This window comes from Planctopirus sp. SH287, from assembly GCF_056500625.1.
In genome coordinates, this window is sequence record NZ_CM151403.1 from 4,061,417 (window position 1) to 4,075,125 (window position 13,709).

Here is a 13,709-nt window from a genome sequence, read left to right on the forward strand (position 1 = left end):
CATAATTTAGCCAAATCGTTGCTCAATGACATTCCGTCAACAAAAATTCCTCGTGAATGATCCGCACCTTGTGACCCTCACTGTGAATAATCCACAGAGAAGCTCAGTGACATTGAAACACAATGACACTGAAACACGGCGGCAGTGATGCACGCACCCTTCACTCAGAATTCTTTGTGCAGATAGGCGTTGATGATTTGCTTCTGATATCCTGCCCCCCACAGATCGAAGTGTCAACTAAAAAGCGGTGTCATGCAGTCAATCCTCAGGGATGAACAAATCAACAAACGTCTATAGGTTCTTCCGGATGCCCTCTGTCAATATTGCCCGGACGTTGGAAGAAGCGGCGGCCCAATGGCCCACGCAACCCGCGATTTTCATGCCCCCGGCTTCAGGAACATTAAACCGTTCCCGTTACCAAATGCTGACTTTTGACGAACTGCATCAGTTGGCCAGTGACGTTGCGGCGGGTCTGAATGCCATGGGCGTGACTCGCGGCACCCGGGTGGCGTTGCTGGTTCCTCCCTCGATCGAGTTTTTTGCTTTGACTTTCGCCCTGTTTCGTTGCGGCGCGACACCAATTCTGATTGATCCCGGCATGGGCCGAAAAAATCTGGCTCAATGTTTTCGCGAAGCTCGCCCAGAGGTCTTTATCGGCGTGACCAAGGCCCACATCGCCCGCTGCTTGTTCGGCTGGGCCAAAAAGACCCTTCGGCAATACATTACTGTGGGACGAAAACTCTGGTGGCCGGGCCGGACTTTTCAGGATCTTTGTCAATTGGGAAAGAAGGCAGGTCATTTACCCATCGCGCAACTGGATGCCGATGTAACCGCAGCGATCCTTTTCACCAGTGGCAGCACGGGTATTCCCAAAGGGGCCGTCTATACGCATCATATTTTTCTCAGTCAGGTGGCGTTACTGCAAAAGGGACTCGGGATTCAACCTGGTGAGGTGGATCTCTGCACCTTTCCACTTTTCGCGCTCTATGCACCGGCCTTAGGAATGACAGCCGTCATTCCTCGTATGAATTTTACCCGCCCGGCTCAAGTGAATCCGCCAGAAATCTGGACGCCGATTGCAGAGTTCAATGTGACGAATCTGTTTGGTTCGCCAGCCCTCATGCGCCGTCTGGCCACTGCTTCGATAAAAGAAGGCAAGACGTTTCCGACAATCAGGCGGGCCGTTTCTGCCGGGGCGCCTGTCAGCCCGCGCGTGTTGGAAATGCTTCAGCCTCTGCTGCCATCAGGAACACCCATTTTTACCCCCTATGGTGCAACGGAATCATTGCCTGTCGCGATCACTTCCAGCCAGGAGATTCTTGGCCAAACACAACAAAAGTCAGCACAGGGGGCGGGGATCTGCATCGGACACGTGGTGGAAGGAATGCAGGCAGAGATTATTCGCTTGACCGATGAACCTCTCCCTGAGTGGACGGAAAAGCTGTTGGTCAAACCCGGCGTGATTGGCGAAATTGCGGTGTGTGGCCCTGTGGTGACAAAAGCTTACGATGCTCGCCCCGAGCAGACAGCCCTTGCAAAAATCGTTGATCCTCGAAATGGAAACGTCTGGCATCGCATGGGTGATGCTGGTTACCGGGATGACGAAGGGCGACTCTGGTTTTGTGGCCGAAAGTCGCAGCGGGTTGAGCTGCCAGAAAGCCTGGGAGTACCCGCGCAAACGCTGTTTGCCGATCAGTGTGAGGCCGTTTTCAACGTGCATCCGGACGTCGCCCGCACGGCATTGGTCGGGGCACATCGAAATGGCCAGACGATTCCGGTTCTGTGTATTGAACGCTTGTCCGGAAGCCGACTTCCCTTTGTCGAACTGGAGGAACAGTTGCGGTCATTAGCCATTGGCTGCCGAGAGACCGCTGCGATTGAGCATTTTCTTGAGCACCCCGCCTTCCCGGTCGACACTCGGCACAATTCCAAGATTTTCCGCGAAAAACTCTCTCCATGGGCCAGCCAGCAATTAGCCCGTGCAAAGTCATTTCGATCCAGGTGACTGTCCCTGCCGGTGAGTCTGCCATTCCTGGTATGCCAAAACATAAAACCGTTGGCGTTTTCGTAAATGAACTATTAGGCTGATGATTCTTCCATGACGGGATTGTTGCCAGGCGCGAGCAACGTCCTTCAGTTGAAGTCTTTGTTTCCCTGCCTGAGGACTCATCAATGCCCCATGCTCTCCGCTTATTTCCCCGCCTTCAGCACTGCACCAGCCAGCTTGCCAAAGTTTTTACAGTTCTTGCGATTGTCGCCGCCAGTGGCTTCCCCGCAGCTGCCGAGGACAATGTTCCGCCAGCGGGATTTACCGCCCTGTTTAACGGCAAGGATCTCGCCGGTTGGTGGGGGCTGGGAACATTTGACCCCCGTAAGCTCGACGCGATGACTCCTGAGGAGTTCGCCGCCTTCAAAGAGAAAAGCCTGGCTGACATTGCGCAGCACTGGTCGGTCAAAGACGGAGTGCTCACCAACGATGGTCACGGGTTATATCTGACCACCGATGAATCGTTTGGCGATATCGAGTTGTTTGTTGACTATAAAACTGTTCCTAAAGCCGACAGCGGCATTTATCTGCGAACCACCCCCCAAATTCAGATCTGGGACACGACCGAAACATCCAAGTTCGCGATTGGTGCTGACAAAGGCTCGGGTGGCCTTTGGAATAATCTTCCCGGAAAACCCGGCAAAGACCCACTGGTCAAGGCTGATAAGCCTTTTGGCGAATGGAACCGCTTCCGCATTATTCAGGTCGGTGCTCGTACGACGGTTTATCTCAACGATCAGCTTGTCGTCGACCATGCCATCATGAACAACTACTGGGACAAGCCTGCGCCTCTTCGCCGCAATGGGTTTATCCAGTTGCAAACCCACGGCGGTGAGATTCATTGGAAGAATATCTTTGTTCGCAAAATCGGGAGCGAAGAAGCCAATCAGATTCTCGCTTCAAAAAATAACGCGGGTTTTGAACCGCTCTTCGACGGCAAGTCCCTTGATGGCTGGGCCGGCGCCACCGATCAATATGAAGTGGTCGATGGGGCCATTCGCTGCCAGAAAGGAAAAGGGGGCAACCTTTTCACAGAGAAGGAGTTTGACAACTTCGTGGCGCGTGTGGAATTCAAGCTTCCTCCCGGCGGAAATAATGGTCTCGCCATTCGTTTTCCCGGTAACGGCAATCCCGCCTACACCGGCATGACCGAACTCCAGGTGCTCGATAATGACGCTCCTCAATACCAGAAGCTGGATGTTCGCCAGTACCATGGCTCCGCCTATGGTGTGGCAGCGGCAACTCGTGGTTACCTCCGTCCTCAGGGAGAATGGAACTTTCAGGAAGTGACGGTCAACGGCAGCACAATCAAGGTGGAACTTAACGGAACAGTCATTCTGGATACCGACCTTTCCAAGGCCACTGAATTCATGGCCAACTCCCCTCATCCCGGCAAAGATCTGACCAAAGGCCACTTCGGATTCGCCGGCCACGGCGACCCCGTCGCGTTCCGCCACGTATCGATCCGACCTTTGACAAAGTAAGGCGTGTTCATAGGATCGGTCGGACTTGGAATCGATCGGACATCGTCATTTCTCAAAAAAGCCACCGCAGGTTGATCCGGCGGTGGCTTTTTGTACCAATGATATTGATAATTGCCATTAAACGCCCAAGCTTGCACATGCGTGAGTGATGTTCGCTGAACTGATGCCTGCTGATCAACGAAACTGATGATATCTATTGATCAGGAATAGAACTTTAAATGACGCAGTCACAAAAAAGTAAAAAAAAACATCAAGCGACTTGTCTGAGTTTTTTCTCTGGCGCCATGGGGATGGATCAAGGGCTGGAAAATGCCGGATTTGAAGTTCTTCTCGCCTGTGATTCAGACCGCTATTGCAGAGAAACGATCGCTCTTAACCGCCCATTTATCCCTGTCCTTGAAGATCTAAATCGTTATTCGGCTAAAGAAATATTAGATTTCGTTGGAAAGAAGCCAGAAGAAATCGACCTTGTCGTTGGTGGGCCACCTTGCCAAGCGTTTAGCACTGCGGGAAAGCGCAATGGCTTTAAGGACGACAGAGGAAACGTTTTTTTGAAATTCCTGGAAGTGGTGTTTCAAATCAAGCCCAGATTTCTTGTCATTGAGAATGTAAGAGGACTACTGTCATGCCCCATGACACATCGTCCTCATCAATTCCGTGGCCCCGAGTTCGATGAGCTATCAAAAGATGAGATGCCCGGTGGTGCGTTGAGGTTTGTTTTGAGTCTGCTTAAGCAGAATGGTTACGGCTACAGCTTTGATCTCTATAATTCTGCAAACTTTGGGACGCCGCAGATACGAGAAAGAGTCGTGTTGATTTGTTCTCGCGATGGTAAAAAACCGCCATATTTAGTGCCTACTCACAGCGAAACTGGTTCGTTTGGCCTTCCGAAATGGACGACTTTTAGAGAAGCAACCGGCGACTTAATAGAGCATCGTCATATCGACTTCCCTGAAAAGCGACTTCATTACTATCGCCTTCTTAAAGAAGGGCAGAATTGGCGTTCGCTGCCTGTGAAACTTCAGGAAGAAGCTCTTGGAAAATCCTATTTAGCAGGTGGCGGAAAAACTGGATTTCTCCGCCGATTGGCCTGGGATAAACCGGCACCGACATTAGTCACGCATCCAGCAATGCCTGCCACCGATTTAGCTCACCCTGTCGAAGATCGCCCGTTATCGATTGAGGAATATCGCCGTATCCAAGAATTCCCCCCGACCTGGAAGCTCGCAGGATCACTGCTAGAGCAATATCGGCAAATAGGAAATGCCGTCCCCGTTGGTTTGGGGACAGCCGTGGGAAGTCTGGTTATGCAATTACTGAAAAATCAAACCGTCATTCAATATGAAGAATTTCAGTATTCTCGATATCGAAACACGCGTGATCATGACTGGGAATCACAATTTCATTCTGGGAAAAAGCAAGTCGGGCGGCAGATGAATGGCCAGCAAATGGTTCTTTTCAGATAGCTATCGTGCCTGGTGTTTTTCAACATACTGGCGAACAAACTCTTTGAATCCATCCTCCGTTAAAGGATCGCCTTGAATTTGGAACGGGAAACCTCCCCAGTTGGTTTTGCCAGTTTTACTGAAGCTGCGAAACCACTTTTTGATTTCGGCTCCAGAACGAATTTTTCTGCTGGAAGAGTTTTCTGAATTATCCCGGTTCTTTATCTGAAATAAGATCCATGTTCCATCAGGCTTTCTTTTCAGCAAATCAATCGCTTTGACAAAGCTGCCAGCACACCAACTCCACCCCTCAGATTGCAGTCTGGTCGCTATATATCTTTCAAGGAGATGGCCGACACAGTTTTCAGCGATCATGGCGCGTCTGTGGTCAATCTCGATGTTTTTCAATTGAGATTCGTCGTATCCATGTGCCACTTTGAGCAGAAATGACACAATGTCGTCTGGCACCGTCGTCGAACTTGGTGGTGCAATATCATTACGAAGCCAATCTCTCGCATACTTCTGCGCAAGAGCGTCCACTCCCGCAGTTGTCGCTAAATTCGGTGATTTCCCTCTCCAGCTAAGAAACTCTGGATGCTCTATGAGAAAATTGCAGATTTGGACAAAGCCTTTTACGGCTGAAGTTTCAGAAATGCGTTTTTCTATTATGTGTGAGATTTCATTATCAGCTAGCATGAATGGATTCTATTTTCAGATTCGGGCACAGAGATACTGACGAGTTACACCTTTGCGCGAGTCGCCTAATCAAGCTTCGTTAATATCGAAAGTCCTTCCAACGCTCAAAAAGTAACACGGGCAACCACATTTTCCATGCGATTGCCCGTGCCTTTTTAAGAAGTACCAAAGGGTCCTTCGGCTCTGTCTATTAAGGGGTCACACAGCAGCGAGAGCTTGTGTCAGGTCGGCGAGGATGTCTTCAATGGCTTCAGTGCCGATCGACAGGCGGATGAAGTCTGGCGTGACCCCTGTAGATGCCTGCTCTTCGGGGTTTAGTTGCTGGTGAGTGGTGCTGGATGGGTGAATGATCAGCGACTTTGAGTCACCCACGTTCGCCAGGTGCGAGAACAGCTTGACGTTGTTAATCAACTTGATGCCGTTTTCCTGCTGCTGCTTCGGGGTGGCTCCCTTAATACCGAAGCCCAGAATCGCTCCGCAGCCCTTCGTCAGATACTTCTTTCCCAGCTGATAAGAAGGATGTGACTCCAGTCCGGTATAGTTCACCCAGCTCACCTTGGGATGGGCTTCCAGGAACTTGGCCACAGCCAGAGCGTTGGAACTGTGGCGTTCCATACGGAGATGCAACGTTTCCAGACCTTGCAAGAACATGAAAGCGTTGAACGGACTCATGGCGGGGCCGAGATCGCGGAGTCCCTGCACGCGGCATTTGAGAATATAAGCCAGATTCATCGGGCCAAAGGTCTCAAACAGTTTCATGCCATGATAGCTGGGGTCTGGTTCGGTGAACTCGGGGAAGCGGCCGTTATCCCAGGGGAAGCCACCTTTTTCGATGATCACGCCGCCGATGGAAGTTCCATGCCCGCCGATGAACTTGGTGCAGGATTCCACAATGATGTCTGCGCCAAAATCAAACGGACGGCAGAGGACGGGCGAAGCCAGCGTGTTATCGACGATCAGCGGCACGCCGGCCTTGTGAGCAATATCAGCAATCGCTTCCAGGTCAGGCACATCGACTCGCGGGTTGCCAATAGTTTCCAGATAGATCGCTTTCGTCTTGTCATCGATGGCCCGGGCAAAGTTCTCGGGCTGGCTCTGATCAACGAATTTGGCGTTGATCCCCATACGAGGGAAGGTGTAATGGAACAGGTTGTAAGTCCCGCCATAAAGGCTGGTGCCGGAAACAAAGTTATCGCCAGCCGTGCAGAGGTTCAGCAATGCGATGGATTCTGCAGCCTGTCCCGAAGCCACGCAGAGTGCCCCGCTGCCCCCTTCGAGAGCAGCCAGCCGCTTTTCCAGCACATCGGTGGTCGGGTTCATCAACCGGGTGTAGATGTTGCCGAATTCCTGAAGTGCGAACAGGCGGGCGGCGTGATCCGTGCTGTTGAACACGTATGAAGTTGTCTGATACAGCGGCACCGCGCGTGAACCCGTCGTGGGGTCAACCGACTGGCCCGCATGCAGGCAAAGCGTTTCCGGACGATACGATTGGGTCATGATGTGACTTCCACGAAAATTGAGAGTAATCACTCCTGAAAAAACCGGTGGTGCTGGTTTGGAAATGCCAAAAGCTTCGTCAGATCCAGCGGCAGCCGAGGTTTTGTGAGAGCCTCTCAGAGAACAGGACGGAAAAATTGTCCCACGTTCTCTTTCCGAATGGGGCCACCGACCTGACAATCACCAAATACCATCGGTTAAGTCGGAGTTGAGAAGTTAGCTGATTACTGAACGCCTCGCAAATGGCCAACTGACCGATTCTTGCCCCCACTGTGGAAGTCACACGAACCACTACTGACACCTGGCTGAAAATCGAATCTCCTCGTTCATGACACTCCTGTTAAGAAGAATGCCTCCCACAGAAGGGGGTTAACTGATCACGACCTTCACACAGGATTCCCCAGAAAATCGATAGCCGATCAGTTGGTCATCGTAAGGCCTCTTCACCTGCTGTCTCTTTGCCCGCCGTCTCTTAAGCGCCGGTATTAAGGTAATGGGAAATCTTGTCTTTGATCTCGTCTCGCACGCGCCGGAAGAAGATCATTTTTTCCGCTTCTGTGCCTGTGGCTTCAGCGGGGTCTTCAAATGGCCAGTGAAGGACTTCCTTTGCGCCGGGAAACACTGGGCATGCTTCTTTAGCGTTATCGCAGACAGTGACCACGAGATCGAATGCTTCGTTCTGAAACTGAGTGAGTGATTTGCTGGTGTAGCTGGAAATGTCGATCTCCAGTTCACTCATCGCCTGGATGGCGAGGGGATGCACATATCCCGAAGGGCGCGACCCCGCTGACTCGGAGACCCATTGACCATCGCCCAGAGTTTCCCACAGAGCTTCCGCCATTTGAGAGCGGCATGAGTTTCCCGTACAGAGAATTAAGACACGTGGCATTCAATGACGTCCTTGGGAAGAGTTGATTGAGAGGAGCAACACTCGGTTCCCTGCACACAGCAGCAACCGATCACAGCGATCAATGCCCCCAGAGGAGGGGCGAGAAGGTAGATCCACAAGTCTTGAAGTTCCCCGCTGATAACGGCCGGGGCGAGGGAACGGGCGGGGTTCATTGAAGCGCCACTGATCGGGCCGGCGAACATGGCTTCAAAGGCAACCACCCCTCCAATCGCGGCCCCCGCCATGATCCCTTTCTCTTTGTCCTGGGTCGAAACGTTGAGAATGACGAACATCAACATAAACGTCAGCACCACTTCCAAAATGAACGACTGCCACCATGAACCGGAAGGCAATGTCGCACCAAGATCTGGATGCTCAAGAAACAGAAGGCGCAACAACCCGCTCGCCACCAACGCACCGGCTAACTGGCTCAGAATGTAAGGCAGGACTTGTTTCTGCGAAAATCGGCCTGCAACCCAGAAGGCCAGCGTGACAGCAGGATTGATGTGAGCACCGGAAATGTCTCCCAGAGCATAGATCATTGACATCACGGCGAGTCCGAATGTCATCGCAATGCCCACATGCGAAACAGTCCCCTGGCTGACATCATTGATCACGATGGCCCCGGTTCCTGCGAAGACCAGGGCAAATGTTCCCATGGCTTCTGCCATGTACTTTCGCCAATCGCTGTTCTGAATCATCTTGCTCGTTCACTCCGCCACTGCATGGCATCATCGCCATATCGCCATGATTATCTTCAAAAAAATCAGTTAACCGCTTTTTTCCGGCAAGACAGATCAGAGACCAGCACGGCTTCCAGGCAAGAAAAGAAATGATCAAGACAGTCGCATTTGAGCTGGTAGTAATTCATTGAGCCATCTTTCCGGAGGGTCACCAGGCCGACGTCTTTGAGGATGGCCAGATGCTTGGATACGGTCGATTGGTCAGCCCCGACGGCGATGGTCAGATCTCCAACGCACATCTCTTTTTTCTGAAGTAGATCCAGCATCAGCAGGCGGCTCGGATGAGCCATTGCCTTGGCAATTCTGGCGCGTGCCTCGTAGCGGATTCGTTGTTTATCTGATATGGCCATATCGCCATACTGCCCATTGCGGCCTATCTCGTCAAGCTTGGGAATTCACAGAAATCAAGCGCCACACCTGTTGGAATGTGTTGTACGACATCAATATCAAATTTGGGCCAAAACTCTCGCAATTTTTTGAAAGAGGGAGACCTCATTGCCACTACAACTCTCGCATCACTGAGAACACAAAACGGCTTTCACCTTCCAGAAATATCGATGATCTGGAAAGAGAGGTGAAGATTTTCAATGTCTCTTTGCGTATCCTTAATACGCTTTCCGAGGCTTGGCGATCTTGAACCCACCAGTTGCCAGTCTCTGCCAATGACCTGATTACATGATTGACTCTGGAAAGGTTGGTTTATGTTGACCTTCATTCACCGGCGAACGACGCACGCGACCTTCGCTGCCCTGACTGCTCCATCGATCTGTTCCGCCCATGGTCTTCCTTTCATCAAGGGATGCATCATGGCCTTGGTTGCCGTGGGGTTGATGTGCTTGCCGCACGTGGCGGTGGCTCAGGAAGCGGGCAGTGGTGCCGCTGTGCCAGAAAAAGGCCAGCCGGAAAATCCCTTTCCCAACCGGATACCTGCCCCGTCACTCGATGGTGGTATCGAATGGCTGAATACCAGTGGCCCACTCTCATTAAAAGACCTTCGCGGGAAGGTCGTTATCCTGGATTTCTGGACTTACTGCTGTATTAACTGCATTCATGTTCTGCCTGATCTCAAATATCTGGAAAAGAAGTACGGAAAAGAGCTGGTGGTCATCGGTGTCCACTCGGCCAAGTTTGACAACGAAAGAGAGACTGGCAACATCCGTAAAGCCATTCTTCGATATGAAATTGAGCATCCTGTTGTCAACGATGCCGCAATGACGATCTGGCGGAAGTTCAATATCCGTTCCTGGCCTTCTGTGGTGCTGATCGATCCTGAAGGACAATTTTGCGGCATCGCTTCCGGTGAAGGAAATCGCGAACTCCTCGATACTGTTGTCGGTAAGCTGGCAGACTATCATCGCGCCAAAGGAACATTGAACGAAGAACCGATCGCTTTCGATCTGGAACGCGGGAAGGAGACCGCCACTCCGTTACGATTCCCCGGAAAAATCCTGGCCGACCCGGCACGTAATCAGGTCTACATTTCTGATAGCAATCACAATCGCATCGTGGTTGCGACGCTGGAAGGTCAACTGGTCAGAGTGATTGGTGATGGTCAGATCGGCGCCTTGGATGGGCCTGCCGAGGTTGCGAGATTTGATCATCCGCAGGGAATGGCTCTCAAGGGTGACACGCTCTATGTCGCTGATACCGAGAACCATCTGCTGCGTACGGTTGATCTTGAAACATGGGACGTCAACACACTGGCCGGCACCGGAGTCCAGGCGCGGGGACGAGAGACCGGCGGCGAACTCGAGACGACGGCACTTAACAGTCCCTGGGATCTCTTCATTCTGAATAATGTGCTCTATATCGCGATGGCCGGCCCGCACCAACTCTGGTCACATCAGTTGGGAAGTGAGACGATCCAGAACTACGCAGGTTCGGGACGTGAAGACATTGTCAACGGGGGGTTGGCTCAGGCGGCGTTGGCACAGCCTTCAGGAATCACCAGTGATGGAACCAGCCTGTTCATTGTGGATAGCGAAGGTTCTTCTGTGCGGAAGATTACCGCCAGCGAAGAAAAGTCGTTAGCTCGTCCGACAGGCCGTGTGAGCACTGTTGTCGGTGCATCCGACCTTCCGCGTGGTGCGAGCCTGTTTGAGTTTGGTGATGTCGATGGGAAAGGGGCCAAAGTGCGATTGCAACATCCCCTGGGAATTCTCTTCCATGATGGGAAGCTGTATGTCGCCGATAGCTACAATCAGAAAATCAAGCTGGTCGATCCCGATAACCAAACCAGTGAGACCTGGCTGGGGACAGGCAAACCAGGGAATTCGTTGTCTCCTGTGCAGCTCTCCGAGCCGGCAGGGCTGACAGTGGCGGGTGACTTTCTATTGATTGCAGATACCAACAATCACCGGATTCTCAAGGTCAATCTGACATCCAAAGAAGCCACCGAGTTTCAGGTGCAGGGGCTGACTCCTCCAGAGCTAATCAAGCAGGAATCACCGCCTGCTCCATAGCAACAATCTCCACTTTTGATCTGCCGATGATCTCTGTAGCGTATCTCTGTGGGCGTATCTATGGGGAGGCGCATCGCCAGCTTTTAGGGCTTTTCCGTTTTCAAAGCCTTGATCGAAAAAGCACCTTGGGAGGGTTCGCTCAGGCGTTGCAGAACGGCCAGTTGTTTGAGAACCAGAGTTGTCTGGAACTGACAGCCAAGAATCGTTTCGCAACCCAGTGGTTCATGCCAGATGACCTCCACCACCATGGTGGTCGGCGGTAGGAGCGGATCCTGCAGTTCAATCAGCAGTTGCTCTCCCACACGCCAATGGCGGCCATCAATGGGGGTCGGCATCAGCAATCGCACACCGGTCGAGGAACTGTCAACGATTCGACCGGGTGTGAGAACTGTGCGGCCATCCGTCAGTCGCATCAACCTTAACGTAGCGGGAGAGGCATGACGCCGGGCTTGGCGACGATCGCGCAAACGTCGCCCTGTGGAAAGGCGAATATCGCCTGCCATGTTTCGCGCAACCGCCCGGCGATCAAATTCCCGTCGACGTTCCATGGCATCTCCTCGCCTGACCTCGCGTTCACATTGAAATGAAAACTTAGGTCATGGCGAGGTGAAATCCAGTGAAATCCCTCAACTTGAAGAATTTCCGATGGCCATGGTCAAAGATTGGCTGAGTTCAACCTATTGCCCAGAGTTGCTGGAGGCTTCGGCAAGCTGCACCAGTGTGCGGACACCAAAGCCCGTTGCGCCGGCTTCTCGCCAGGGTTTCGCGCTGGAAAGATACGCCGGGCCAGCGATGTCGAGATGCACCCAGGGCTTACCGGCGACGAATTTTTGCAGGAATTTGGCGGCAGTAATAGCACCACCCCAGCGGCCCCCCGTGTTTTTAATATCTCCCACGTCCCCTTTGATCAGTTCGTCGTAGCAATCCCAGGTAGGGAGAGGCCACATGTCTTCGCCCACAGTCTTGGCCGCCTGGGCCACTTGGCCGCTCCATTCTTCATGATTGCTGAACAGACCCGCAACATCTTCTCCCAGCGCGACCACGCAGGCCCCCGTGAGTGTTGCCAGATCAATGACCTTTTCGGCTCCCTGATCAACGGCATAGGTGAGAACATCGGCCAGCACGAGACGTCCTTCGGCATCGGTGTTGAGAACTTCAATCGTGACACCATTACGTGCTGTCAGAATGTCGCCCAGCTTATAGCACTCGCCGCTGACCATGTTTTCCACCAGCCCGAGATAGGCCGTCACATTCACCGGCAGCTTGAGTCGGGCAATCGCGATAATGGCTCCCAGGACTGTGGCAGCCCCGGCCATATCGCACTTCATATTAAGCATGCCATCCGTGGGTTTCAGTGAAAGGCCACCTGAATCGAAGGTGACGCCTTTCCCGACAAACGCTATGTGGCTGGTCTGATTCTTGGCACCGCGGTAATCAAGTTTCACCATTCTGGCGGGAACGCTGCTCCCTTTAGCGACAGCCAGCAGTGAGTGCATGCGTTCGGCTTCGAGACGAGGCACATCAAAAATCTCGCAGGCCAGGCCATACTCAGCCGCCAATGACGAGCAACGATCAGCGACGGTAACGGGATTCACATCTTGTGGCGGACGATTGACCAACTCGCGTGTCAGGTTGATCGATTCGCCCAGAATCTGGCCACGTTCAACGGCCTGATTCCAGTTGTCATTTGCAATAATCTGCACACTGTTGAAAGCGTAGCGTGTGCGTTCTGTCCGGTAAAGATCTTGCCCGGAAGATCCAATGGCCCCGGCAGCGACGCCACTGGCAATGTACTCGGGAACGGTCTTGCTTCCGAGGATGGCCGCTGGTGGAACCAGTAGTCCAATATCAAGCCCCGGCTTGTCTGACAAGCTTCGGAATGCGGCTGTTAACGCCCGATCCAGCGACTGTGAAGTGATTTGTTCGGGAGAGCCTAACCCGACGAGCAACACGCGCGAGACGCCCAGTCCCGAGACACCTTTGAGTGCCAACAGGCTTGCCGACTTGGTGGGAAGATCACCCGCTTCACGCAATCGGGTCAACAGGCCACCCGCTACGACATCCAGTTCCTCCAGGTGGATATTGAGTGAAGTGGATTCACTCACGGGAACAATCAACCAGTTTCCCATCCAGGTCGCTGCTGGTGCAGTGGACGTCTTGACGTTCATGAAAATCAACTTTCCATAGTGGGAGAGAGGCGAGCCGATCGTCGGCTGTTGCACCCCAACTCCGTATTTTCCGTATTTCTCGGCCAAATCTAATGACATTCATCTCAACGGTGCTGGCCGGACTAGATCGACTCTCATCCGGCTTGCGTACCGCTATTTGATCGTTCGCCCATAGTGACAACAACCAATGGTCAAGTCGCATCAATCATATTTGATGAAAACCTCACGGCCAGAGAATCGTTATTGGCGGAAAATTCGTCACTTACGGAAGGAACTTC

11 protein-coding genes are annotated in these 13,709 nt (G+C 52.5%); 4 read left to right on the forward strand and 7 right to left on the reverse strand.

Going from position 1 to position 13,709, the window contains the following annotated elements:
• The first annotated feature begins 307 nt into the window (after window positions 1-307).
• The 3 genes from SH287x_RS15060 (at window position 308) to SH287x_RS15070 (ending at window position 4,997) form a co-directional block, all read left to right on the forward strand.
• On the forward strand, window positions 308-2,005 hold the full coding sequence (locus tag SH287x_RS15060; RefSeq protein ID WP_479515187.1) for a fatty acid CoA ligase family protein: 1,698 nt from the start codon (window positions 308-310) through the stop codon (window positions 2,003-2,005).
• Between the two features lie 167 nt (window positions 2,006-2,172).
• The gene (locus SH287x_RS15065; protein WP_479515189.1) at window positions 2,173-3,531 is read left to right on the forward strand and encodes a 3-keto-disaccharide hydrolase; all 1,359 of its coding nucleotides are present in this window, start codon (window positions 2,173-2,175) and stop codon (window positions 3,529-3,531) included.
• A gap of 218 nt (window positions 3,532-3,749) precedes the next feature.
• Window positions 3,750-4,997, forward strand: coding sequence for a DNA cytosine methyltransferase (locus SH287x_RS15070; RefSeq protein WP_479515190.1), 1,248 nt, complete (start codon window positions 3,750-3,752; stop codon window positions 4,995-4,997).
• Here SH287x_RS15070 and SH287x_RS15075 read toward each other — a convergent pair whose 3' ends face one another.
• The 5 genes from SH287x_RS15075 to SH287x_RS15095 form a co-directional block, all read right to left on the reverse strand.
• A complete protein-coding gene (locus SH287x_RS15075) occupies window positions 4,998-5,672 on the reverse strand; it encodes a SinI family restriction endonuclease (RefSeq protein WP_479515191.1) in 675 nt (224 codons plus the stop codon).
• Window positions 5,673-5,870: 198 nt separating this feature from the next.
• Entirely contained in the window at window positions 5,871-7,169 is a 1,299-nt protein-coding gene (locus SH287x_RS15080) for an O-acetylhomoserine aminocarboxypropyltransferase/cysteine synthase family protein (RefSeq protein ID WP_479515192.1), read from the reverse strand.
• Window positions 7,170-7,641: 472 nt separating this feature from the next.
• On the reverse strand, window positions 7,642-8,058 hold the full coding sequence (locus SH287x_RS15085) for an arsenate reductase ArsC (protein ID WP_479515194.1): 417 nt from the start codon (window positions 8,056-8,058) through the stop codon (window positions 7,642-7,644).
• Window positions 8,043-8,759, reverse strand: coding sequence for an MIP/aquaporin family protein (locus SH287x_RS15090; protein ID WP_479515195.1), 717 nt, complete (start codon window positions 8,757-8,759; stop codon window positions 8,043-8,045). Before SH287x_RS15090 ends, SH287x_RS15085 begins: the two co-directional genes overlap by 16 nt.
• Window positions 8,760-8,824: 65 nt before the next feature.
• Window positions 8,825-9,151 carry an ArsR/SmtB family transcription factor gene (locus SH287x_RS15095; protein WP_479515196.1) on the reverse strand — a complete coding sequence of 109 codons (327 nt, stop codon included), beginning with the start codon at window positions 9,149-9,151 and terminating at the stop codon, window positions 8,825-8,827.
• Between the two features lie 456 nt (window positions 9,152-9,607).
• On the opposite strand from SH287x_RS15095, the gene SH287x_RS15100 reads away from it, so the two are divergent.
• Window positions 9,608-11,263 carry a thioredoxin-like domain-containing protein gene (locus SH287x_RS15100; RefSeq protein ID WP_479515197.1) on the forward strand — a complete coding sequence of 552 codons (1,656 nt, stop codon included), beginning with the start codon at window positions 9,608-9,610 and terminating at the stop codon, window positions 11,261-11,263.
• 83 nt (window positions 11,264-11,346) lie between these two features.
• On the opposite strand, the gene SH287x_RS15105 is transcribed toward SH287x_RS15100, so the two are convergent.
• Complete coding sequence (locus SH287x_RS15105; RefSeq protein WP_479515198.1) at window positions 11,347-11,811, reverse strand: PilZ domain-containing protein; 465 nt, start codon at window positions 11,809-11,811, stop codon at window positions 11,347-11,349.
• 129 nt (window positions 11,812-11,940) lie between these two features.
• Entirely contained in the window at window positions 11,941-13,431 is a 1,491-nt protein-coding gene (locus SH287x_RS15110) for a leucyl aminopeptidase (protein WP_479515199.1), read from the reverse strand.
• Window positions 13,432-13,709: the final 278 nt, after the last annotated feature.

What these genes read in the sequence shown, in the direction of transcription:
- SH287x_RS15080 (WP_479515192.1), bottom strand. Translation starts at nt 7,169, where the DNA reads ATGACCCAATCGTATCGTCCGGAAACGCTTTGCCTGCATGCGGGCCAG.
- SH287x_RS15060 (WP_479515187.1), top strand. Translation starts at nt 308, where the DNA reads ATGCCCTCTGTCAATATTGCCCGGACGTTGGAAGAAGCGGCGGCCCAA.
- SH287x_RS15095 (WP_479515196.1), bottom strand. Translation starts at nt 9,151, where the DNA reads ATGGCCATATCAGATAAACAACGAATCCGCTACGAGGCACGCGCCAGA.
- SH287x_RS15100 (WP_479515197.1), top strand. Translation starts at nt 9,608, where the DNA reads ATGGCCTTGGTTGCCGTGGGGTTGATGTGCTTGCCGCACGTGGCGGTG.
- SH287x_RS15090 (WP_479515195.1), bottom strand. Translation starts at nt 8,759, where the DNA reads ATGATTCAGAACAGCGATTGGCGAAAGTACATGGCAGAAGCCATGGGA.
- SH287x_RS15075 (WP_479515191.1), bottom strand. Translation starts at nt 5,672, where the DNA reads ATGCTAGCTGATAATGAAATCTCACACATAATAGAAAAACGCATTTCT.
- SH287x_RS15105 (WP_479515198.1), bottom strand. Translation starts at nt 11,811, where the DNA reads ATGGAACGTCGACGGGAATTTGATCGCCGGGCGGTTGCGCGAAACATG.
- SH287x_RS15070 (WP_479515190.1), top strand. Translation starts at nt 3,750, where the DNA reads ATGACGCAGTCACAAAAAAGTAAAAAAAAACATCAAGCGACTTGTCTG.
- SH287x_RS15110 (WP_479515199.1), bottom strand. Translation starts at nt 13,431, where the DNA reads ATGAACGTCAAGACGTCCACTGCACCAGCAGCGACCTGGATGGGAAAC.
- SH287x_RS15065 (WP_479515189.1), top strand. Translation starts at nt 2,173, where the DNA reads ATGCCCCATGCTCTCCGCTTATTTCCCCGCCTTCAGCACTGCACCAGC.
- SH287x_RS15085 (WP_479515194.1), bottom strand. Translation starts at nt 8,058, where the DNA reads ATGCCACGTGTCTTAATTCTCTGTACGGGAAACTCATGCCGCTCTCAA.